At 72.5% G+C, this 22,149-nt stretch carries 20 protein-coding genes; 6 read left to right on the forward strand and 14 right to left on the reverse strand.

The genetic code is table 11. The annotated features are described in order from the left end of the window. Positions 1-14 precede the first annotated feature (14 nt). Together LGI35_RS23770 and LGI35_RS23775 are read left to right on the forward strand one after the other, a co-directional pair. Entirely contained in the window at positions 15-1,295 is a 1,281-nt protein-coding gene (locus LGI35_RS23770) for a metal-dependent hydrolase family protein (protein WP_227296258.1), read from the forward strand. A 147-nt stretch (positions 1,296-1,442) separates the two neighbouring features. Further along, on the forward strand, positions 1,443-2,225 hold the full coding sequence (locus LGI35_RS23775) for a mechanosensitive ion channel family protein (protein ID WP_227296260.1): 783 nt from the start codon (positions 1,443-1,445) through the stop codon (positions 2,223-2,225). A gap of 20 nt (positions 2,226-2,245) precedes the next feature. Here the strand turns inward: LGI35_RS23775 and LGI35_RS23780 are convergent, their stop codons facing one another. The 3 genes from LGI35_RS23780 to LGI35_RS23790 form a co-directional block, all read right to left on the reverse strand. Then, entirely contained in the window at positions 2,246-2,542 is a 297-nt protein-coding gene (locus tag LGI35_RS23780; RefSeq protein ID WP_227296263.1) for a DUF6401 family natural product biosynthesis protein, read from the reverse strand. Positions 2,543-2,652: 110 nt separating this feature from the next. Continuing rightward, on the reverse strand, positions 2,653-3,450 hold the full coding sequence (locus LGI35_RS23785; RefSeq protein ID WP_227296265.1) for a DUF4389 domain-containing protein: 798 nt from the start codon (positions 3,448-3,450) through the stop codon (positions 2,653-2,655). Positions 3,451-3,671: 221 nt separating this feature from the next. Then, positions 3,672-5,207, reverse strand: coding sequence for an AMP-binding protein (locus LGI35_RS23790; protein WP_227296268.1), 1,536 nt, complete (start codon positions 5,205-5,207; stop codon positions 3,672-3,674). 202 nt (positions 5,208-5,409) lie between these two features. Between LGI35_RS23790 and LGI35_RS23795 the strand changes: the two genes are divergently transcribed. Beyond that, positions 5,410-5,787, forward strand: a complete 378-nt coding sequence (locus tag LGI35_RS23795; protein ID WP_227296271.1) for a nuclear transport factor 2 family protein — start codon at positions 5,410-5,412, stop codon at positions 5,785-5,787. Positions 5,788-5,796: 9 nt separating this feature from the next. On the opposite strand, the gene LGI35_RS23800 is transcribed toward LGI35_RS23795, so the two are convergent. The 3 genes from LGI35_RS23800 to LGI35_RS23810 all read right to left on the reverse strand — a co-directional run bounded on the left by LGI35_RS23800 (position 5,797) and on the right by LGI35_RS23810 (position 11,019). Then, positions 5,797-8,376, reverse strand: coding sequence for a polysaccharide lyase family 8 super-sandwich domain-containing protein (locus LGI35_RS23800; protein ID WP_227296273.1), 2,580 nt, complete (start codon positions 8,374-8,376; stop codon positions 5,797-5,799). Between the two features lie 132 nt (positions 8,377-8,508). After that, positions 8,509-9,345 carry an MBL fold metallo-hydrolase gene (locus LGI35_RS23805; protein WP_227296275.1) on the reverse strand — a complete coding sequence of 279 codons (837 nt, stop codon included), beginning with the start codon at positions 9,343-9,345 and terminating at the stop codon, positions 8,509-8,511. A 201-nt stretch (positions 9,346-9,546) separates the two neighbouring features. Next, a complete protein-coding gene (locus tag LGI35_RS23810) occupies positions 9,547-11,019 on the reverse strand; it encodes an MFS transporter (protein WP_227296278.1) in 1,473 nt (490 codons plus the stop codon). 152 nt (positions 11,020-11,171) lie between these two features. Here LGI35_RS23810 and LGI35_RS23815 point away from each other — a divergent pair, with 152 nt between their 5' ends. Further along, positions 11,172-12,113: a LysR family transcriptional regulator gene (locus tag LGI35_RS23815; protein ID WP_116511913.1), complete on the forward strand. Its 942-nt coding sequence runs from the start codon at positions 11,172-11,174 to the stop codon at positions 12,111-12,113. Between the two features lie 37 nt (positions 12,114-12,150). On the opposite strand, the gene LGI35_RS23820 is transcribed toward LGI35_RS23815, so the two are convergent. From LGI35_RS23820 to LGI35_RS23830, 3 genes are all read right to left on the reverse strand, one after another. After that, on the reverse strand, positions 12,151-12,951 hold the full coding sequence (locus LGI35_RS23820; protein ID WP_227296280.1) for an AfsR/SARP family transcriptional regulator: 801 nt from the start codon (positions 12,949-12,951) through the stop codon (positions 12,151-12,153). 73 nt (positions 12,952-13,024) lie between these two features. After that, entirely contained in the window at positions 13,025-14,170 is a 1,146-nt protein-coding gene (locus LGI35_RS23825) for an IS701 family transposase (protein ID WP_227296282.1), read from the reverse strand. A 332-nt stretch (positions 14,171-14,502) separates the two neighbouring features. After that, positions 14,503-15,099 (reverse strand): TetR/AcrR family transcriptional regulator, encoded by a 597-nt coding sequence (locus LGI35_RS23830; RefSeq protein WP_227296283.1) that lies wholly within the window; start codon positions 15,097-15,099, stop codon positions 14,503-14,505. A gap of 135 nt (positions 15,100-15,234) precedes the next feature. On the opposite strand from LGI35_RS23830, the gene LGI35_RS23835 reads away from it, so the two are divergent. After that, positions 15,235-16,005: an SDR family NAD(P)-dependent oxidoreductase gene (locus LGI35_RS23835; protein ID WP_227296285.1), complete on the forward strand. Its 771-nt coding sequence runs from the start codon at positions 15,235-15,237 to the stop codon at positions 16,003-16,005. A 69-nt stretch (positions 16,006-16,074) separates the two neighbouring features. On the opposite strand, the gene LGI35_RS23840 is transcribed toward LGI35_RS23835, so the two are convergent. Both LGI35_RS23840 and LGI35_RS23845 read right to left on the reverse strand, forming a co-directional pair. Next, positions 16,075-16,830 (reverse strand): HAD family phosphatase, encoded by a 756-nt coding sequence (locus LGI35_RS23840; RefSeq protein WP_227296287.1) that lies wholly within the window; start codon positions 16,828-16,830, stop codon positions 16,075-16,077. Continuing rightward, on the reverse strand, positions 16,823-17,488 hold the full coding sequence (locus LGI35_RS23845; RefSeq protein WP_116511905.1) for a ScbR family autoregulator-binding transcription factor: 666 nt from the start codon (positions 17,486-17,488) through the stop codon (positions 16,823-16,825). The genes LGI35_RS23840 and LGI35_RS23845 overlap by 8 nt, the downstream gene beginning before the upstream one ends. A 116-nt stretch (positions 17,489-17,604) precedes the next feature. On the opposite strand from LGI35_RS23845, the gene LGI35_RS23850 reads away from it, so the two are divergent. Beyond that, positions 17,605-18,537, forward strand: coding sequence for a ScbA/BarX family gamma-butyrolactone biosynthesis protein (locus LGI35_RS23850; protein ID WP_227296289.1), 933 nt, complete (start codon positions 17,605-17,607; stop codon positions 18,535-18,537). Here LGI35_RS23850 and LGI35_RS23855 read toward each other — a convergent pair. Genes LGI35_RS23855 through LGI35_RS23865 form a run of 3 tightly spaced genes read right to left on the reverse strand, consistent with a single transcriptional unit; the run spans position 18,494 to position 22,096 of the window. Continuing rightward, a complete protein-coding gene (locus LGI35_RS23855) occupies positions 18,494-19,264 on the reverse strand; it encodes an HAD family hydrolase (protein WP_227296291.1) in 771 nt (256 codons plus the stop codon). The two genes, LGI35_RS23850 and LGI35_RS23855, sit on opposite strands and share 44 nt — an antisense overlap. 50 nt (positions 19,265-19,314) lie before the next feature. Continuing rightward, positions 19,315-21,099, reverse strand: coding sequence for a 3-hydroxyacyl-CoA dehydrogenase family protein (locus LGI35_RS23860; RefSeq protein WP_264484683.1), 1,785 nt, complete (start codon positions 21,097-21,099; stop codon positions 19,315-19,317). A 31-nt stretch (positions 21,100-21,130) separates the two neighbouring features. Next, a complete protein-coding gene (locus LGI35_RS23865) occupies positions 21,131-22,096 on the reverse strand; it encodes an aldo/keto reductase (protein WP_227296292.1) in 966 nt (321 codons plus the stop codon). Positions 22,097-22,149: the final 53 nt, after the last annotated feature.

Genomic DNA, 22,149 nt, shown 5'->3' on the forward strand with positions numbered 1-22,149 from the left:
AGGACCCGCCCGCCATGACCACCGGACCGATCACCGAGGCCACCGCCGCTCCCACCTCCGCCGTCCCCCGCCTGTTCCACAACGGGCTGCTCATCGACGGCAGAGGCGGCGAGCCGGTGCGGGACGGTGCCGTTCTCGTCGAGGACGGACTCGTCCGGTGGGCGGGGCCCGGTGCCGAGCGGCCCGAACTCCCCGCCGGTACCCGGGTGACAGACGTCCGGGGCGACGCGATCCTGCCCGGCTTCATCGACTGCCACGTCCACATGGCGGCGCCGGGCGGAGCGCTCGACCACGCCCAACTCGGCGCGATGCCCAGGTCCCTGCGCACTTTCCTGTCGGCGCCCCGGATGCGGCAGACGCTGTTCGCCGGGGTCACCACGGCGCGCGACCTGGGCGGCGCCGACGCCGGGCACAGGAAGGCCGTCGACGACGGGCTCCTCGTCGGCCCGCGGCTGCTCGTCGCGATCGCCATGCTCAGCCCCACCGGCGGCCACGGCGACTTCCGCGCCGGAACCGACGACGGCGTCACCGACCCCACGATGAGCCGCCTCGCGGACGGCGTCGACGACTGCCGGCGCGCGGTGCGCGACCTGCTGCGCAAGGGCGCCGACTGCATCAAGGTCGCCGCGACCGGCGGCGTGTGGAGCCCCACCGACCAGCCCGACGACGACGGGTTCCTCGAGGACGAGATCCGCACGATCACCGAGATCGCCGCGGGCCACCGGGGCAAGCGGGTCGCCGCGCACGCCCAGGGCCGCGGCGGCATCCTCAACGCCGTGCGCGGCGGCGTCGCCAGCGTCGAGCACGGCTACGAGATCGACGACGAGGCCATCGACCTGATGCTGGAGCGCGGCACGTTCCTCGTGCCGACACTGACCACGGCGAACACCGACCCCGACCCGCTGAAGGCCGCGAGCTGGGCGTACGCGAAGAAGAAGCACTGGCAGGCCGTCGCGCGCCGGCACATCCCGCACGCCATCGAGCGCGGCGTGCGCGTCGCCATGGGCACGGACTGCGGCATCGCGGAGCACGGCACGAACCTGCGTGAGCTGGCGTACCTCGTCGAGTCCGGCATGACGCCGATGGGCGCGATCCTCGCGGGGACGTCCGAGGCGGCGGAGCTGCTCGGTCTGGCCCACGAGATCGGCACGCTGGAGCCCGGCAAGCGCGCCGACCTCGTCATCGCGCGCGGCAACCCGCTCACCGACATCGCCTCCCTCGGCAAGCCCGAGAACGTCCTGCTCGTGGCGAAGGACGGCGTGCCCTACAAGGACACGGACGGCCTCGCGGCCTGACCGTCATCCGTCACACGAATGGACGCGGCCCACGGGCCGCGTCCATTCGCGCGCTGATATCCACGAAGGAGCACATCACCGCACCTGTGGGGGGTTGACCGCCCGGCGCGGCAGCGCGTACGGGCCCCAGCGAGTGGAGGACCACTCATGCGCCAGCTCACCGACACCACCCCACTCGCCGTGGACTTCACAGGGGGCCTCAACGACGCCTGGTCGAAGATCGCCCAGTTCGTGCCGAAGCTCGTGGGCTTCGTGATCGTACTGGCCATCGGCTGGTTCCTCTCGAAGCTGATAGCCCGGGTGCTCGACAGAGTCCTGCGCCGGGTCGGCTCGGAGAGACTCGCCGAGCGCGCCGGCGCGGCCCGCATGCTCGAGGGCTCCAAGTACGACATGACGGCGATCGTCTGCAAGGTCGTGTACTACGCGCTGCTGCTGATCACCCTGCAGATCGCACTCGGCGTCTTCGGCCCGAACCCCGTCAGCGACATGATCAACGGCATCGTCGCCTGGCTGCCGCGCGCCATCGTCGCGATCGTCCTGGTCGTCATCGCCATGGCCATCGCCAACGTTGTGCGCGACATCGTCACCAACTCCCTGTCGGCGGTCTCGTACGGCAAGACCATCGGCACGATCGTGTGGGCCTGCATCGTCGCGCTCGGTGTGATCGCGGCGCTCGGCCAGGCGGGGATCGCCACGGCGGTCACCCAGCCGGTCCTGATCGCGGCGCTCGCCGCCGGTGTCGGCGTCATCGTCGTCGGGGTGGGCGGCGGTCTCATCGTCCCGATGCGGCAGCGCTGGGAGCGCATGCTGAACAGCGCGGAGCAGGAGACCGCGAGGGCTCGCGGCGGCATCTCCGCCTACCAGGCGGGCCGCGAGGACGCGCTGACGAACCAGCCCGTCCAGGAGCGCGAGCGCACCGACGACATGTGACGCGCGCCCGTCAGGCTCCCTCATGCGAGATCGTGCCGTCTCACCAGCCAGCTGATGGCGGTGAGGCGGCACACCGCGTAGTCGTGCCCGACGGGCTCGCGCCAGCCGTTCTCCGCGAGGGCGTCGAGGAATCCGAGCGCGTAGTCCGAGAGGACCTCCCGGTCGGGGGCCTGCGGCTGAAGCGCGCCCCCGCCCGCCTCCAGCTTGTCCCGCAGCTCGGCGACATGCTGGTCGACGGCGGCCGTGAAGCCGGGCTCGAACGCGAACTCCGCGAAGCGCGGGGTGTACGAGGTGCTGATGCGGGCCAGGGGAGACATGCGCTCCACCGTAAATGGGGCATAGCGCCTGGAACAGGCCTTTTGTCATGCCATTGGTCACAGGCGCGGTCATCGGCGGGGGCAGGCGTCGGGCGACGGCCCGCGCGGGCTCAGAAGCCGGGCAGCGAGGCCTGTACGGCGGCGGAGCCGTCCGCGCCGTAGCGGGAGCTGTTCACCGCCCCGCCGACGAGACCGAGCACCAGGAACGCTCCGACCAGCACCTTCGCCCCCGTCCCCAGGAACAGCGGCCGCGTCGCGGACGGGCCGGCGATGGTGCCGACGACGGCGTCCGGCGCCGACTGGTCGCCGAAGAGCCGCTTCGGGTACGCGGGGGTCAGCAGCAGCACGTACGCGCCGAGCCGCATCCGGTAGCGCAGGACCGCCGCCGTCGCCTCGAACAGCGGCAGCGGCATCCGGCCGAGGAGCAGCACGACGAGCCACGCCGGCGCGGAGACGACCCACCAGCCTGCGGTGGCGACCACCTCGACGAGCGCCGCGGGGATCACCATGAGCAGCCGGAACAGCACGGCCAGCCGGTTGAGGCGCACGGACTGCTGTACGCGCATCCGCACCGGGTAACCCATCGGGTCGCCGAACTCGAAGGGCGGATAGCGGCCGGTCAGGAGCATCGCCGAGGCGTTCACGCGGGTGTCGTAGCCGAGGAACCCCGCCAGATACCGCTCGACCGGAGCGGGCAGCCGCCCGAGCAGCAGCGCCGCGAACCAGCCGGCGACCACCGCGAGGAGCGTCACCACCGACAGCACGGCCAGCACGACGAAGTGCGGCAGGAGCAGCAGGAGCCGCACCAGCACGGAGAGCCGGTTCTGCCGCCCCGGCTGCGGGATGTCCAACTCGGGCAGGGCCTCGGCGCCCGGAATCAGCGGGACCGTGCCGTAGTGGGGTTCCATGCCGGTAACTCTGCCGACGGGAGAGGCCCCAGGCACCCCGGGTCGTCCGCCCGAGTGGTCGGCGGCGCCCGGCACGCACGCTCGCGGCGTTGCCGGAGAGCCCTGGTAGCTCCGCTACGAGGCCTCTCCGGCGCCTTGCGATCGCACGCACCAGCCACCGCCGGGGCCGTTTCGTACCGACGGCAGGCATCTACTACGGGGCCCGGCCCCGGCGGGGCGGCTCAGCTCACCCCCCGGTCCCGGCCCTCCCAATACGGCGCCCTCAGCTTGTACTTCTGGAGTTTGCCCGTCGCCGTGCGGGCCAGTTCCTCGCGGAACTCGACCGACGTGGGCGCCTTGAAGCCGGCCAGGTGTTCCTTGCAGTGGCGGATCAGCTCGTCCTCCGTGACCGTCGAGTCGGGGGACCGGACCACGAGCGCCTTGATCGTCTCGCCCCACTTCTCGTCCGGGACACCGATGACGGCGACCTCGGCGACGCCGACGTGACTGAAGAGGGCGTCCTCCACCTCGATGGACGACACGTTCTCGCCGCCGGTGATGATCACGTCCTTCTTGCGGTCGCTGATCGTCAGATAGCCGTCCTCGTCGACCGTGCCGCCGTCGCCCGTGTGGAACCAGCCGCCCGCGAGGGCCTTCGCGCTCTCCTCGGGCTGCTCCCAGTAGCCCTCCAGGATCACGTTCGACCGGGCGAGCACCTCGCCCTCCTCGTCGGTGCGCAGCGTCACGCCGAGCGCGGGCGCCCCGGCCCGTACGAGCTTCTCCGCGCGTGCCGACGCGTCCAGCTCGTCCCACTCGGCGCGGCCGCGGTTCACCGTGAGCAGCGGCGACGTCTCCGTGAGGCCGTAGATCTGGATGAACTCCCAGCCGAGTTCGGCCTCGACGCGGGCCACCGTGCGGGTGGGCGGCGGCGCCCCGGCGACGATGATGCGGACCCGGTCGCGCCCCGGGATCACGCCCTTCCAGGAACGGGCCGCGTCCAGGACGGCGTTGACGACGGCGGGCGCGGCGCACATCACGGTCACGCCGTGCTCGTCGACGCGGCGCAGGATCTCGGCGCCGTCGACCTTGCGCAGCGCGATCTGGCGCACCCCGAGCGCGGACATGGCGAACGGCATGCCCCAGCCGTTGGCGTGGAACATCGGCAGCGTGTGCAGGTAGACGTCCCGGTCGGTGACGCCCGCGTGCAGGGCGAAGGTGACGGCGTTGACCCAGATGTTGCGGTGGGTGATCTGGACGCCCTTGGGCCGGGCGGTCGTGCCGCTCGTGTAGTTGATCGTGGCGGTGGCGTTCTCGTCGGGCGTCCAGGGGCTGGGGTCCGTGCCGAAGCGGTAGAGCTCGGAGTCGGCGGCCGCGCCGATGGTGAAGCGGTGCTTGGCGGGCACGTCGGCGAGCCGGTCCGTCAGTTCGGGGTCCACGAGGAGGACGTCCGCGCCCGAGTGGGAGACGACGTAGCTCACCTCCTCGGCGGTGAGGCGGAAGTTGACCGGTACGAGGACGCGGCCGTAGCCGCTCACCCCGAAGAACGACGTCAGCAGCCGCGCGCCGTTCGGCGACACGACCGCGACGCGCGCGCCCAGCGGCACCCCGAGCGCGTCGAGCCCGGCGGCCTGGGCGCGCGCCAGCTCGGCCACCCGGCGGTACGTGAGGTCCTCCCAGGGTTCGGCCGGCTGGACCGGCTCGTCGACGACGCCGATCCGGTCCCCGTAGACGGTGGCGGCACGTTCCAGAAAATCAAGGGCCCCGAACGGGACGAACATCCTGGCCTCCCGAGCACAGACGATGAACAACGGATCAGGTTCTGTCCGACCACAGCATGGGTGAACCGGGCCCGCGTGGCATTACCTCCGGCGTAATCGACCCCCGTCCGTCCGCCCGGCAGGCTGAAGGCATCCGGAACCCGGGCGGCGCACTCCTCCCGGGCTCCGGACCCTCATCCGACCTGGCTGGAGGCCGATTCGTATGTCCGTCATCCCCGTTCACGAAACCGCCGTCGCCCGCTACTTCGAGGCCTGGAACGCCGAGGGCGCCGACGCCCGCGCCGAAGCCGTCGCCGCCGCGTGGAGCGAGGACGGCAGCTACACCGACCCGCTGGCCGACGTGGCGGGGCACGAGGGCATCGCCGCCGTGATCGCGGCGGCCCGCGAGCAGTTCCCGGGGTTCGCCTTCCGGCAGACCGGCACCGTCGACGCGCACCACGACATCGCCCGGTTCACGTGGGAGCTGGTGTCCATCGCGGACGGCTCCGCGCCCGTCGCGGGGTCCGACGTGATCTCGCTGGCCAAGGACGGCCGGATCCGTACGGTGCAGGGGTTCCTGGACCGGATCCCGGCAGCGTGACGACTCCTTCTAACGCAGTGTCACCGTGAGGCTCCGCCCGTACGCGTGGCGGGTGTCCACGTCCAGGTGGGTGCCGCCGTGGACGCGGGTCACCCGCACCTGCGGGTCCGCGGTGACCTTGCTCAGGGAGCGCCCGTGGAGCAGGACGCTCACGGTGTCGCGCCGCGTCGTCGGGTCCGCGACCGCGACGGTGACCGGGTCGCCGTGGCGCCGCCCGCGCCGCACGAGCACCGACGCGGGGCCTTCGACGCGCAGGCCCGCGGTCTCGTGGCGGCCGGGCGTGAAGGTGTTGGCGGCGGTCAGGCCGAGGCCCTTGTGGGTGACGGCCTGGAGGCGCGGTGTGTTGGCGTGGATGGTCAGCGGGCCGTCGTGGCGGGTGTGCGAGCGCAGGGCGGCCTCCGCCGCGTTCGGCACCAACGCGTAGGCCAGGCAAGCCGGTTCGGCGCCCGCCGCATGGTCGACCGTCACGCCGAGGACCGTGCGGGTCACCGCGGTGTCCGGGTTCGCGGTGCGGACCACGCGGCGGCTGCGGGTGACCTCGTCGAGGGCGACCCGCACGCGCGGGGTGTCGAGGAAGACGTAGCCGATCGACGTGCCGCGGGTCGAGTTGGCGTAGCGCAGCCAGTGCAGGTCGCCGGTGCCCGGACCGCTCCACGGGCGGCCGTCGCGGAGCGCTCCGGTGACCGTGGTCAGGTCGTCCGGCGCCGCCGTGCGGGAGTCGACGGTCGTCGTCACGGCCCGCCCTCCGGCCGCGTCGCCGACATCCGCCGCGAGGACCACGATCTCGTCGTCGAAGAGGAACCACGACTTCGTCGACGTCGCGTTGCGGTGGACCACGAAGTCGTCGGGCAGGATGCCCTTCTGCTTGTCCCGGTAGGGGACGTCGTCCGACTGCACCATGGCGGCCGCGCCGTACGCGCCGAGCACGGCGCCGCCCGAGTGCGGACCGGTGCCGCACGGGAAGTAGACGTACGTGTTCTGCGACTCGGACGACGACGTGAAGTTCAGCGGGTGGCCCGGGTTGTCGTAGTACGGCTTCCCGTAGAGCTCGGGGACGGTGCGGCGCTCCTCGACCGGCGCGGTGACCCCGGCCAGCGCGTACGGCGCGACCGTCGTGAAGTAGTCGACGCCGTACGCCTGCGTCTGGTCCTGGCCGGACAGGTACAGGTAGTACGCGCCGTCGCCCTGGAACCACGGCACGAGGTTCTCGCCGCTCATGTACTCGTACTTGCTGATGCGGCTCGAACTGCGGGCGAGCGCGAAGGCGTAACCCGGCCTGCGGTGCACGGTCCGGTCCATGGCGTTGAACGCGACCGTGCGGGACGCGGGGTTGAGGTCCTCGGCGGGGACGGACGCGTCGCCGGTGATGTCGGCGTAGCGCGTGATGCTCACGGGGGAGACGAACGAGGACGGGTCGAGGGCGGCGCGCGAGGTGGCCCGGATGTGTTTGACGTAGCCCTTGAGGGCGGTGGCGTCGGCGGTGTCCTCGGCGAGTGACGCCAGATCCACGACCGCCTCGACGACGATCGCGACGTCGGTGTAGCCGGAGTCGGGCCGGGACACCGCCCGGCCCTTGACGATCTCCATCATCCAGCCCTCGAAGATGAGCGGCGCGAAGCCGTTCCGCACCCAGCCCACCACGGTCGGCACCAGCTCCCCGCCGTGCGCGAAGCCCGTGCCGTCGAGGATCTTGAGGGTCTGCACGACCCGCGTGAGCAGGCCCTTCCCGTACGAGCCGGTGTAGGCGACGGACGCGTGCTGGATGAAGGAGCCGTCGGCGTAATAGCCGTCGGTGACCCCGTGGTCCAGGGCGTACGGGTCGATCGTCGCGAAGACGGTGAGCTGGTCGGTGAGGGCCTTGCGGATGCGGGCCTCGCCGTCGGGGGCGCCGCCGCCGTCCCCGACGAGGAGCGCGCCCTGGAGGATGCGGTTCGTGGTGATGTCGGCGAGGTTGGCGCCCGTGTGGAAGCGGGAGTCGAGGTTCACATCGCCGTCGGTGCCGTTGCGCAGGTACGCGTCCATCGAGGCGACGTAGGTGCGCAGGAGGTCCGGGCGGTAGGCCTTCACCTCGTCGGCGAGGAGGACGAGGGTCTTGCTGATGAACTGGGGCAGGCCGATCTCCCAGTAGAACCAGTTGCCGTAGTAGCCCTTGGACTGGTCGCCGTAGTAGCGCTCGTGCAGCCACGCGAGGCCGTCGATGACGCGGCGCTGCACCACCGCGTCGCCGTACAGGTCGGGGGCCGCGCCCGGCGCGCGCGTCGCCAGGGCGATCTCGTACAGCTGCTTGTACGCCGTGTTGAGCCTGCCCTCGTCGGTGCCGAGGACGAGCCCGGCGAAGAGTTCGCCGGGGCCCGCCGCGTCCATCGACTTCAGGTTCGCGCGGGCGGCCTTGGCGATCGCGGCGCGCTTGGCGGTCGTCTCCGCACGGGAGTTGGAGGCTTCGGTCCCCGCGAAGACGCCCACGGTGTTGGCGAGGAGCCGCGCGCTGTCCGCGGCCGCGTCGGCGGCGGTCGCCCGTCCGGTGGGGATCACCGTCAGGAGACCGGCGGCTGACAGGGCGGACAGCAGGCGTCTGCGGGTGATCTCCATGGCTTCCTCCGCCGGTGAGGGGGCGTGCTGGCGCGCGGAGTCAAGCAGATGGGCCCGAGGGCGACAAGAGGTCCACGGGCCCGGAGGGGAAAGCGCGTACTGGCCCGGCTTGAACGGGTCCCGGCGCGGCGGTCAGACGGGAAGCCAGGCGGCGCCCTCCCCCGCCCCGTCCGGGACGACCTGTCCGAAGACGACGTCCGCGAAGTGGATGCCGAAGCCGAGGGTGTCCGGCTGCTGGAGTTCGCTGATCAGCCGGCGCCGGTGGCGCTCCGACTGGGCCGGGTCGCCCTCCGACACCGTGAACCACTCGGGGTGGCGCACCTGGAGCGGCGAGTGCAGCGCGTCCCCGAACGCGAGCAGGCGACGGCCCCGCGAGGTGATCGTGAAGCCGGTGTGGCCCGCGGTGTGGCCGGGCAGCGCCAGCGTCTGCACGCCCGGGAAGATCTCCTCGCCGGGGACGACGAGCCGCAGCCGGCGCTCCAGCGCGGCGAGCGCCCCGGCGGTCAGCCCCGGCACCTGATGGCGGTTCTCCCACTCGCTCTTCGGCACGGCGAACGCGGCCGCCGTGAACACCGGCGGCTCCGCGCACGCCCAGCCGACGTGGTCCCGGTGCAGATGGGTGAAGGCCACCACCTCTATCTCGTCGGGCCGTGCCCCGAGCCGCGCCAGATTGTCGAGCAGCGAACCGCCGTGCACCGCGCCGATGTACGGGTGGTCGGGGTCCTCCGGTACGGAGTGCGGGCCGAACCCCGCGTCGATGAGCAGCGCCCGCCCGTCGCACTGGACGAGCAGGCCGCCGGTGTTGGCGACGAGATGGGCGGTGTCGTTGAGGTAGGCGGCCCCGACGTCCGCCCGCGGCGGCTTCGGCGGCTTGAACAGCATGGCGCCGTCGGGCACGTAACTGACCTTCAGATCACCCACCTGCACGGAGCACACGGCAGATGGCCTGCGCAGTCGCCTGTCGTTCACGGGTCGGTCTCCTCGGTGAATGTCCGAAGGGCGCTGAGAAGCGCCCGTACAGGGGCGCGGGGCTGTGTCGGTCCGCGGCTGCGCCGCGCGGGCGCGCCCGCAGAACGACGACAACGCCGGCACCCGGGATAAGGGGCGCGGGGAACTGCGCAGACGGCACGCACGTTCCCCGCGACCGGATTCCCGCACCCCGCGTCGCGGCTAGGCGCGCTTGCGCAGCACGGTCGCCGCAAGTCCCGCACCCACCAGGGCGACCACACCCGCGGTGACCATGCCGGCGTGCAGCCCGCCGAGCGTGGCGGCCGCGTCGGGACCCGAACCGCCCGAGAGGGCGTTCGTGCGGGCGGCCGCGATCGCGCTGAGACCGGCGACGCCGATCGCGGCGACGTACTGCGGGAGCTGCGACAGGCCGCCGACGACTCCCTGGTCCTCCTCGCTGACGCCCGTCGTCATCACGGTGATGAAGGAGACGACGCTGAAGACGTGGCCGAGGCCCATGACCGAGGACGTGATGATGAGCGGCGCGATGTTGCCGCTCTGCGGCAGGGTGAACATGGCGACGGTGCCGGCGCCCTGGATCAGCAGACCGGCCGCGAGGACCCGCTCGCCGCCGAACCGGCCCAGCAGCTTGGAGACGTACATGCCGCCGAGCATCGCGGCCGCGCCCTCACCGAGGTAGCTCAGACCGGCCTGGAGCGGGGTGAAGCCGAGGACGTCCTGCATGTAGAGGCTGAGCAGCACGGTCGTGCCGGCGCACATGCCGAAGGTGACGACACCGAACAGGCCGGACCACTTGACGGTGGGGCGGCCCAGGACGCTGAGCGGGATCAGCGGCTCGGGGTGGCGCCGCTCGACCAGGAGGAACGCGCCGAGCAGGACGAGGCCGCCGACGATGGAGCCGAGCGAGTCCGCGCGGACCCAGCCCTTGTCGCCGCCGGTGGAGATGCCGAAGACGAGACCGAACAGGCCGAGCGTGGCGAGGACCGCGCCGGGGATGTCCATGCGCTTGGCGGCCGCGGACTCCCGCATCACGGGCAGCGCGAGCGCGCCGGCCAGGGCGACGGCGCCCATGACGCACAGCACGACCATCGTCCAGCGCCAGCTGAAGCCGCTGGTGATGACGCCGCCGCCGAGCGCGCCGAGCACGAAGCCGAGCGACATGACGGCGCCGTTGAGGCCCAGGGCGCGGGCGCGCTGCGGGCCCTCGGGGAAGTAGCCCGTCATCAGGGCGATGGCGGCGGGGGCGATCATCGCGGCGGCCGTGCCCTGGCCGACGCGGGTGGCGATCAGGATGCCGGGGTCGCCGGCGAGGGCGGCGCCCAGCGAGAACAGGGTGAACAGGGCCACGCCGAACGTGAAGAGCTTCTTGCGGCCCACCAGGTCGGCGACGCGGGCGAACAGCGGCAGCAGGCTCGCGGAGGGCAGCAGGCTCGCGGTGGCGACCCACTGGAGCGTGCCCGGCGAGGAGAAGCCGAGGCTGCTGCCGATGTCGGGCAGGGCGACGGTGACGATGGAGAAGTCCAGGCCGCACATGAACGTCGCGCAGCACAGGGTGATCAGGACGAGCCAGCCCCGCGTGCCGAACGAGCTGTCGGCGGGGCCGACGTCGGCGACCGGCGGTGGCGGGGAGAGGACGTCGCTCGCGGTGGGGGGAGAGGACTCGGTGACAGCCATCAGGGGTGTCCTTTCGTATGTGATCGGGCCTGACCAGCATCGAATCGGGGCACCTGCGCAACAAGAACGATCTGTGCAACGATCGATTCGCCGGGCTCATCGTTCGAGGTGAGCGGGTTGGTGAGGGGCACGAGGCCGAGGACGGGGAGGACATGGAACGCCAGGAGATCGAGATCTTCCTGACGCTGGCGGAGGAACTGCACTTCGGCCGGACCGCCGAACGCGTGGGTGTCTCGCAGAGCCGTGTCAGCCAGACCATCGCGCGCGTCGAGCGCCGCATCGGCGCGAAGCTGTTCGAGCGCAGCAGCCGGCGCGTGACGATGACGGCCATCGGGGAGCAGCTGAGGGACGGGATCGGCCCTGCTCAGCGCCGTATCGAGGAGGAGATCGCCAAAGCCACGGCGGCCGGCCGGGGGATCACCGGCACGCTGCGGATCGGCTTCTCGGGGGCGTTCACCGGCCATCTGCTGCACAGCGTCGCCGCGGTGTTCGCGCGCCGTCACCCGGGCGTGGACGTGCAGATACGCCAGGTGCAGATATCCGACCCGTACGGGCCGCTGCGCGCCGGGGACATCGACCTTCAGGTCACCGAACTCCCGGTGGCGGAGGCCGACTTGACGACGGGTCCGGTGCTGCTGTCGCAGCCGCGGGTGCTCCTGATGCCGTCCACGCATCCGTTCGCGCGGCGCGAGACGCTGAGCGTGGAGGATCTGGCGGAGGCGACGCTGCTGACGGTGACGAGGCCGGTGCCTGCCCACTGGCTGGACCATCACTTCCCGCGGCAGACGCCGTCGGGGCGGCCCATTCCGCACGGCCAGGCGATCACGCACTGGGAGGACGCGCTGTCGCTGGTCCTCGCGGGCAAGGGGGTGACGCCGGTCGCGGCCGCGGGTGTGCGGTACTACGCGCGCCCCGGCCTGGTGTTCCGGCCGTTCGGTGACGCCCCCCGCATCGAGTACGCGTTCATCTGGCCCACCGACCACGAGACGGGCCGGCTGCGGGCGTTCGTGGGTGCCGCGCTGGAGCATGTGCGCTCGCTGGGCGGGCCCACCAGGGCGCTGGAGACCCTGTGGGAGTCCGAGGGCGGCGCCTGAGGGACGTCAGGGCCGCGGACGGTGGTGCGGGGCAGGGTCAGCGGACGGCTCCCGCGGCGGACAGATAGCGCTGGTCGGGGCGGTCCTGGAGCATCGCGTGGTGCAGGGACCTGGTGGTGGGCGACGGCGTGATGCCGAGGTCGTCGCTCATGCGGCGGCGCAGCGACTGGTAGACCTCGAGCGCGGCGGCCCGGCGGCCGGAAGCGTACAGCGCGCGCATCAGCTGGGCGTGCACGTTCTCGTGGTACGGGTGCTCCTCGACGAGGGCGACGGCGTCACCCACGGCCTCCTGGAAGCGTCCGGCCGACAGCAGCGCGTCGACCCGCACCTCGCAGGCCGCGAGATGGGCCTCGTTCAACACCCTTGACTGAGCGGTGAGTTGGCTGCCCGCCTTGACGTTGCAGAACGGGGTGCCGCGCCACATCGCGAGGGCCTCGCCGAGTACCTCGGTGGCGCGCTGCGCCTCGCGCCCCTCCATCAGGCCGCGCGCCTCGAGGACCAGCTGCTCGAAGCGGGGCCGGTCCCATTCGGTGTCGGCGAGCTTCAGGACGTAGCCGTTCCCGTCGGTGACGAGGCGGTGTTCGGCGATGTGGCGCGCGGTGGTGCCGGTCGCGGTGGCGAACGTCTTGCGCAGGGACCCTATGTAGGTCTGCAGCGCGGTGGTGGCGGTGCGGGGCGGCTCATAGCCCCACACCTCGTTGAGCAGGGCCGGTACGGACACCCGGCGGTTGGCTCTGGCCAGGAGCAGGGCGAGCACCTGCCGTTGTTTGGGTGCGGTGGGCGTGATGTCGCGCCCCTGCTCGGATACGTCGATCGGACCAAGGAGTCGGAACTCCACAGCCCCTCCCTCGTGATGGACGCGCAGTCCGTGTCGGCGGACGGCGAGTGGGTGGACAAACAGGTCGTGGTCCCTACGGTGCGGTGCGGTGCGGGGTGTGCGGACACCCGCCGTGGCCGAGCCTGCGGTGCGCGGACGCCGCGGAGACCAGCGTCGCGTGACGGTGCCAGCCGGCGTAGGAGCGGCCGGCGAAGTCGTGCAGTCCGAGCTCGGTCTCGGCGGCTCCGGCCCGTGCGGCGGCGCGCTCCGCGATGAGCGCGCCCGCCTGGAAGTGGCGGTCGGGGTGCAGGTTGGTCAGCCAGGTCCGGTCGGGCCGGACGGACGACGAGGTCCATTCCCCGACGAGCAGGCAGGTTCGGTCGCCGCCGGGCAGCGGCACCAGCGTGGACAGCGCGCCGAGGCGGGGACTGTCGTGTTCCGTGCGGGCGTCGGTAGGCGGTGACGCGTGCCGGCGGACCAGGGTGCGTACGGTCTCGAGCGGCGGCCGGGGGTCGGCGCTCCGGGCGGGCGCGTGGGCGAGGCGGAGGGTGTCGGGCACGGCGACGATCCAGTCGTGGCCGCGCGCCTCCAGGCCCTCGATGAGTGCTTCGGCATCCAGGTGGCCTTCGGGGTCGATGACGACGGGTGCCCGGCGGCCGGTGGTCCGCGCGAGCCGGTCGAGCAGCGCGAGGCAGAGCCCGGCGGCGTCGGTGTACCCGGTGGAGCCGGGGATGCGGGCCTGCTCGCGCAGCCGGCTGTCCGCGGTCCATTCGCGCGGCAGGTAGAGCTGCCAGTCCACGGAGACGTCGCCGAGCCCGGAGGTCAGGAACGCCCCCAGCGCCAGCTGGCAGTTGACGGTGCGTCCGAGGCCGGGCACGAAGCGCCGGTGGACCCCGGCGGCGAGGCTGCCCCGCTTGGGTATCACCACGGGGGCCACGGTCCAGGCGCGCACCGGTGTGTGTCCGGCGACCCAGCGGGTGAGCTCGGCGCGGACCGGACGCCATTCCCAGGGGCTGACGTTGACGAACTGCTGGAGCGACTGCGAGGCCGTCGGGGACGGGGTGACGGAGGCCGCCATCCGCCGCAGCGACTTCTTGCCCGGGGTGGTGAGCAGCCCCTTCACATAGACCTCGGCCCACCGGCGCTGGTCGGCGCGCGGCAGGTGGGCGAAGAGGCGGTGCACGGGCGGCGCGGGGGCCGCGCCGGTGGTCGGTGCGCTGTCGTCGATCGTCCGGTCCATGGGTGGGCTCCTCTCCCTCGACGTGGCCGCTCAGGAAATATAGCGAACGTTCTCTATTTTTCTAGCCCGGTTCTCGGGGAGGGCAGGGGAAAGCGCGGCGGGAGCGTGCGCCGCGGTCCGGCGGCAGGGGTGCTGAGCTGGGAAGAGGGCGCGCTCAGGGGTGCGCGGAGGAGAAGTTGAATATTTGGGCGCGGGGGTGGCCCGGCCTGTCGCCGGGTGTCGCCGTGCGCACGATCCGTGCCCGGAACGGTGCATTCAGTTGATGCGCGAGCGCCCGAGGAGCCGTGTCCCGTACGTGAGTCGAGGGCGCGGACCGGCGAACGCCGGTCCCGTCAGAGGGCCTTGGTCGGGGACGCGAGCGCGCTCAGCGCCTGGAGCGCCTGCGCCAGCTCGTCCTGCGGGTCGGCGCCGTACGCGTCCCGCAGGGCGCCCCGGGCCGAGGTGGTGGCCTCGACGCCGGCCATGACGTACGTGAGCAGTGCGGCGGCGGAGACCGGGGTCAGCCCGGAGCCGGGGCGCTCGTCGGGCCAGCCGCGCTCCAGGCCCTCGCGCAGGTGCGGGACCCAGGCCGCGTACCAGTTGGACTCGGCGTCGCGGCCCTCGCGGGTGAAGCGCGCGGCGGCCCTGATGCTCGGGGTGGTCTCCAGTGCCTCGGCGAGCGCCAGGGTGTCGACGAGCACGCCCGGCAGTCCCGGGTCGGCCTCGTCGCCGTGCAGCACCGCGCGCGTGGCGGCGGCCCCGGCTTCCTGGACGGCGTCCGCCAGGGCGGACTTCGACGAGAAGTGGAAGGTCAGGGCACCCATGGTGACCCCGGCCGACTTCACGATCCCGAGCAGGGAGGTGCCGGCGTATCCGTGCGCGGCGAACTCGGCGGCAGCGGCCTCGATGAGCCGGCGCCGGGTCAGTTCTGCTCTCTCCTGGCGTGCCATGGATCTACCGTAGGTCAAGACTTTCCCAAGAACACCCCATGGGCGGCAGCCCGGAACGTTCTTGGCAGGTCCGTCGCGCCCGACGGCCGAGAGGCCCTCTCCCGCCTTTCGGGATCACCTGCTTGACTGCCCGTCATGATCAAGGACGTACGCGACATGGACGGCCGGGTAGTGATGATCACGGGGGCTTCGTCGGGCATCGGCGCGGCGGCGGCGCGCCTGTTCGCCGGAAGGAACGCCCCGGTGGTGCTCATGGCCCGCAGGCAGCAGCAACTCGACGCGCTCGTGGGGGAGATAGAGGCGGACGGGGGAAGGGCGGTGGCCGTCGTCGGTGACGTGCGCCGCGGCGAGGACGTGGAGCGGGCCGTCGCCACCGCCGTGGAACGCTTCGGCAGGCTGGACGCCGCCTTCAACAACGCCGGTCACGCCACGCTCGGCACAGACCTGCACGAGACGCCGGACGACGACTACGACGCCGTGATGGACATCAACGTGCGGGGCGTGTGGAACTGCCTGCGCCACCAGATCGGCGCCATGCTCCTCACCGGCGGCGGCTCGATCGTGAACACGGCGAGCACGGCGGGCCTCATCGCCACCGGCGTCGGCGCGCCCTATGTCGCCGCCAAGCACGCGGTGATCGGCCTGACGAAGGCGGCCGCCGCCGAGTACGGCACGCGCGGCATACGCGTCAACGCGCTCGCCGTGGGCAGCACGCTGACCGAGATGATGGAGTCCGTCGTCGACCAGGCGCCCGGCATCGAGAAGACGTTCTTCGCGCGGGCCGTCCAGCAGCGCTTCGCCGCGCCGTCCGAGGTCGCCGAGGCGGCGATGTGGCTGTGCAGCGACGCGTCGTCCTTCGTCACCGGGGCGACCGTGCCCGTGGACGGCGGGGTCCTCGCCGTCTGATCCCCGAACGCCCGCGCTCCGGCCGGTCCCTGGGCCGGCCGGAGCACGGGTGTCGGCGGGCCGGCCCGCTCAGACCCCCGCGCCCGCGAGCCCCTTGGACACGTCACCCGAGTCACCCGCGTTCGAGCCCTCGCCCCGCCACACCGTGCCGGCCGCCGCCTCCGTGTCCAGCGTGCGCAGCAGGGCGTCGTCGATCTCGTGCAGGGAGCCGACGAGGTGGCGTACCCCGGTCTCCCGCATGAGCTCCGCCTGATGGCTGTGCTCGAAGGTGCTGGGGTGGCCGATGAACGGCGCGTCCAGTGCCCTGGCCGCCTCGGCGACCCGCGCCACGTCGTCGATGAACAGCACCTCGCCGTGGTCGAGGCCGAAGTGCGCGGTGATCTCCTTGAGGCCGGGCCGCACCTCGTTCGTGCAGATGTACTGCGGCCCGGCGAACAGGTGGGCGTACGTGCCCAGATGCTCGTCGAAGTGCGACTTGTCGAGTCCGCCGTAGCAGACGAAGGGCAGGCCCGCGGCGCGCAGCCGGCCGAGGAGGCCGGGCGCGCCGTCCATGATCTCCACGGGGTGGTCGGTGAGATAGCCGGCGCGCTCCTCGAAGTACGCCTCCAGGGCCTGCGGGCCCGTCATCTCCTGCGGCACCGACTCCGCCATGGCCTGCCCCGCGACGGCCTGGCGCTGGGAGAAGATCCGGCGCTCGACGTCGGCCGAGTACACACCGCCGCGGCCGGTGACGAACCGGTGGATCAGCGGACTGAACGTGTCGTTGAGCAGCACGCCGTCGATGTTGACGGCGGCGAGCCGCAGCCGGCGAGGCAGGTCAGTCATCTTCGCTCCCCTTGTCGTGCGCGCCCAGGGTGGTCCACAGGGACTTCGCGCGCTCCTGGCTGTTCTCGATCGTGCCGAGGGTCCGGTCGGTGGCGATGCCGGGCAGCAGCAGCTTCCACATGTTCACCGTGCGCCGCGGCAGGTCGGCCCGCTTGGAGACGACCTGCGCGTACTCCTGCATGCCGGTGCACGCGCCGACGACGAACTCGGCGAGCTCGCCGAGCTCCACGTGCTCACGCAACTCGCCGCTGTCGCGGGCCACTTCGAGACAGTCCTCGAAGCTGCGCGCCCAGACCGCGTACGGGGACGCGTCCTGGAGGCCGAAGCTGGCCTGTTCGCCCGTGAGGCGCACGCCCGCCCGCAGCAGCGGGTCGGCCTGGAGCGAGTGCGACCAGATGAGGGTGATGTCCACCAGGCGCTGGAGCCCGGTGGACGGCACATGCGGCTCGATGGTGGTGCGCTGGGCGTGCATGACTTCCAGCGCGAGGTCCTGCTTGTTCTTGAAGTGGAAGTAAAGAGCCCCCGCCGTCACGCCCGCGCGCTGCAGGATCTTGTTGATCCCCGCTCCGGCGTAGCCGTACTCGTCGAAGACCTCGGCCGCGGCCCTCAGGAGCTGCTCCCGGGTCTGAACTGCGCGTTCCTGCTTCGGTGCTGCCATGCCACGTCCCGGTCTCGACAAAAAAAAGAACGCCCTCTATGTTACTGGCTGTGGCGCGGATCCGCTACCGCGTCGGGGGCAGCGCATGACAGCGCTCACTCACAGGGGGATCACTGATGAACGACATGGCTTCGACGGTCACTTCGATACCTGCTCGCGTCACCAAGGAACTTGTCCACAAACACGACGCCTCCCAGGTTCTTCTCACGGATCTCAAGCGCGTCGGCGACGACGAATTCCTGATCACCGCGGACTGGACGGACACCAGCCGCCTGATGAGCACCCAGGACAGCCGCCGCGACGACGCGGTGCTGCTCACCGAGACGATCCGGCAGACCTTCCCGCTGCTCGCCCACGCGGGTTACGAGGTCCCCTTCGGCCACCACCTGCTGTGGGACGAGTACCGCTACGCCCTCGGCCTCGAGGCGCTCGGCCGCGGCGGCGCCGGCGGCAGGCCCCAGCTGCACATCAAGTGCTACGACATCGTGCGCCGCCGGGGCGTCGTCTCCGCGCTCTCCCTCGACATCACGGTCCTGCGCGACGGCGAGCAACTGGCCACCGCCCACACCCGGTTCGACATCCAGCCCGCCGCGATCTACCGGCGCCTGCGCGGCGCCCGCGGCGACGCCCTGGAGATGCTGGAGCTGGCCCGCAGCCGCCCGCTGCCGCCCCCGGTCTCCGGGGCGAGCGAGGAGTTCCGCGACGCCGTCCTGTCACCCACCGACGAGCGCGACCGCTGGCAGCTGCGGATCGACACACACCACCCGATGTACTTCGACCACCCCAGCGACCACGCGCCGGGCATCCTGCTCCTGGAGGCGGCCAAGCAGGCGGCCCGCGCCGTGCGGCACCCGAGGGCGGGGATCACCGAGGCGATGGAGACCGTCTTCCACCGCTACGTCGAGCTGGACAGCCCGTGCCGGGTGGACGCGCAGCCCCTGCCGGACGACCAGCAGGGCCGCGCCCGCATCCTGGTGACGATGCACCAGGAGGACCGGCTCTGCTTCACCGCGCTGGTGTCGGTCGCGAAGGCCCCGGCCGGCCGCTAGCCCGGCCGTCCCCGGCGGCCGCACCCGGCCCGATCCCGGGCAGCGTGCGGCCCCCCGCCTCCGTGACATGGGCCCCGAGCACCAGGTCGTCGCCGACCGCCACCGGGTGCCCCACGGAGCGCAGCAGATCCAGGTCGGAGGCGTGGTCGCCGTAGGCGGCGGCGCGCGGTGCGGACACCGCGCGCCGCGCCATCAGTTCCCGCGCCAGGCGGCCCTTCTCCGGGCCGATCACGGGACGTTCCAGATGACCGGTGAAATGGCCGCCGACGATCTCCGGCTCGCTGCACAGGATCTCGTCGGCGCCCAGGAGCTGCGCGACGGGTTCCAGACACGGCCTGAACGAGCCGGAGACCAGGGCGATCGTCGTGCCCTCGCCGCGGTGCCGGCGCAGGGCCTCGACCGCGGGCGGGTGCAGGAGTGTGCCGCCCGCGAGTTCCGCGTCGAACCAGGCACGGCCGTGCGCGAACACCTCCTCGGCCCGCTGCCCGGCGAACAACCGGTAGTACTCGCGGTTCGTGTCCCGGCGGGACACTCCCGCGGCGGACTTGGCCCGCAGGTCGCCGGCCGCTTCGGCGTACGCCGACGGGGGCAGACCGCGCTCCCGGAAGTGGAACTCCAGGAATCGGAACATGCTCTTGACGGTGATCAGGGTCTCGTCGACGTCGAAGAACGCGAGGTCGACGGCTGAACCGCCGGTGCTGTCGGGGGAGATGGGGACGTCCGGCATGTGAGCCGCCTTCCGTACGGGGGCTGGAGCGGGGGTGTGGGGCCGCCGGGTCAGGCCGCGACCGCGGCGGGAACGGGGGCCGCGGCGCGCGCCGTCAGATACGCGCGCACTCCCTTGCCGGCCGTCTTGCGGCCCAAGTGCCGTGCCGCGACGAGCTGTTCGAGCAGCGCGGCGGGCGCCGGTGTCCACAGCGACGGTTCCGCGTGGAGCCGCCGCTGCACCTCCAGGGCCACATCGGCGCCCACGGTGTCGAGAAGCCGTACGGGACCGAGCGGCTGGCCGCCCACCGACTTCAGGGCCAGGTCGAGCGTCGCCGTCGTGGCCTCACCGGCGTCGAGGAGGCCCAGGGCCTCGTTCAGATACGGGAAGAGCAGGGCGTTGACGATGAACCCGGCCCGGTCCCCGCACTCCACCGTCTCCTTGCCGAGCCGTTCGGCCACGGCGCGGGCCCGCGCGAGGGTGTGCGCGCTGGTGCGCTCGCCGGGGACCAGCTCCACCAGCGGCATCAGCGGCGCCGGGTTGAAGAAGTGCAGGCCGAGGACGTGCGCGGGGCGTCCCGCGGTCTCCGTGCAGGCGCCCACCGGCAGGCTCGACGTGGACGTGGCGAGCAGCGTGTTCGGCGGGCACACCTTGCCCAGCTCGGCGAACAGCCGCCGCTTGACCTCCAGGTCCTCCACGACGGCCTCGACGACGATGTCCGCCGAGGCGAGCACGGAACGGTCGCTCGTCGCGGTCCAGGACGCGGGCCCGGTCTCGTCGGAACCGACGTCCGACGAGGCGGAGTTGCGCTGGAGCGCGAAGCCGATGCGTTCGGCGGCGGCCGCGGCCTTCTCCTCGGACCGGGCCAGCAGCGTCGTGCGGAACCCGCCGCGCGCACACGCCTCGGCGATCCCGGTGGCCATCGTGCCCGAGCCGATGACGACGACGTTGCGTCCGGGCGGGGCCGTGGGGTGGACGGTCCGCCGCTGGGCCGCCCCTTCCTCGTAACGGTGGAAGCCGCGGCCCGACTTGGCGCCGAGCGCGCCCTGCGCGACCAGCTCGTCGAGGATCGGGGCCGGGGCGCGCAGGCCGCCGCCGAGGTCGCCGAGGCGGGCGAGGACGTCGCGCGCCGTGTCCAGGCCGATCGCGTCGAGCGCGGCCAGCGGCCCGTCGCTCCAGCCGCAGCCGAGCCGGACCGCCGTGTCGACGTCCTCGGCGCTCGCGTACCCGTCGTGGACCATCCACGCGGCCTCGTTGAGGAGGCCGAGGAGCAGCCCGGGCGCGAGGGAGCCGGGCCGGTCGCCGACCTGATGGGCCTTGATCCCGGCCGCCGTGAGGACCTCCGCGACCCTGGCGGCCGCGGCGTCCCCGGCACGCGGGGCGCGGGCCAGCTCCACGGCGTCGAGCGCGTCGGAGCGCAGGAAGCGCAGCGCGAACAGGTCGGGTCCCGCGGCGTCCTCGAGGTCCCCGAGCGAAGTGGTGAGCGCGGTGGTGAGGACGGGCGTCCCGGGCCGGCGCTGCTCGCGCACGGAGGCGAGCACCGCCCTCTTCAGGGCCGCGGGTTCCGGTACGGCCTCGATGACCAGGTCGGCCGAGGCGACGCCGGCCGGGAAGCGGGTCAGGGTGCGCGGGCGCTCCCCGGGGCTCAGTCGCAGGGCCCTGACCAGGGCCGCGGGGTCGTTGTCGATGCCTGTGACGTGGAGCCCCGCGCGGGTCAGGCGGCGCGCGAGGGCGAGCCCGGTGCCACCCAGGCCGACAACGGCCACGGTGAAGGGCGGCGTGCCCCCCGCGGAGGGAACGGAGTCGGCGGAGGGAACGGAGTCGGTGGTGGGAGTGGTGCGGGTGTGGTCGGCCATGGTGCTGCTCCTGCCTTCGCGGGTGGGGGCATCAGTAGCGGCTGCCGGTGGCGGCGGGCGCGGCGTCCAGGTCGCGCAGGTCCTGGAAGGTGAGGCGCAGGCCGGCCGCGGCCAGGTTCGCCGTCAGATAGCGCAGCTGCTTGGTGCCGGGGATGGGGACGACGTGGTCGCCCTGGGCGAGCGTCCAGGCGATCGCGACCTGGGCGGCGGTGGCGCCGTGCCGGGCGGCGACCTCTTCGACCGCCCTCACGATGCGCAGGTTCGCGGTGAACGCCTCGCTCTGGAAGCGCGGGTTGGTGGCGCGGAAGTCGCCGTCCTCGAAGTCGTCGGGCCGGGTGTAGCGGCCGGTGAGGAAGCCCCTGCCCAGGGGTGCGAAGGGCACGAACGCGGCGCCGTTGGCGGCGCACCACGTGGCGATTCCGGTGTGCGGGTCGAGCGGTTCGCGGGTCCACAGGGACAGTTCGGACTGGACGGCCGCGACGGGATGCGCCGCGTGGGCGGCGGCCGCCTCCGCGGCGGTGACCTCGGAGAGGCCGAGATGGCGGACCTTGCCCTGTCGCACCAGGTCGGCCAGGGCGCCCCAGGACTCGGCGAGCGGGATCTCGGGGTCGACGCGGTGCAGGTAGTACAGGTCGATGACGTCGACGCCGAGGCGGCGCAGCGACGCGTCGGCCGAGCGCCTGATGTGCTCGGGGGAGCCGTTGCGGCTCAGGGTGCGGGTGGCGAGTTCGTCCACGACGATGCCGGTCTTGGTGGCCACGACGGCGTCGTCGCGGCGCCCGGCGAGTGCCCGCCCGACGAGGGTCTCGTTGTGGCCCGCCCCGTAGGCGTCGGCGGTGTCGACGAGGAGGGGGCCGGCGTCGAGGGCGCGCCGGATCACGTCCACCGAGGCCGCGTCGTCGCGCAGCGACTCGGCGTAACCCCAGCTCATTCCCATGCAGCCGAGGCCGACGGGGTTGACCTCGAGGCCGGTCGTGCCGAGCTGACGCGTGTCCACGCGAACTCCCTTTTCAGTAGCGGTGATGGAGGTGATGGATGTCATGGAGCCAG

The organism is Streptomyces longhuiensis, from assembly GCF_020616555.1.
Lineage (GTDB): Bacteria > Actinomycetota > Actinomycetes > Streptomycetales > Streptomycetaceae > Streptomyces > Streptomyces longhuiensis.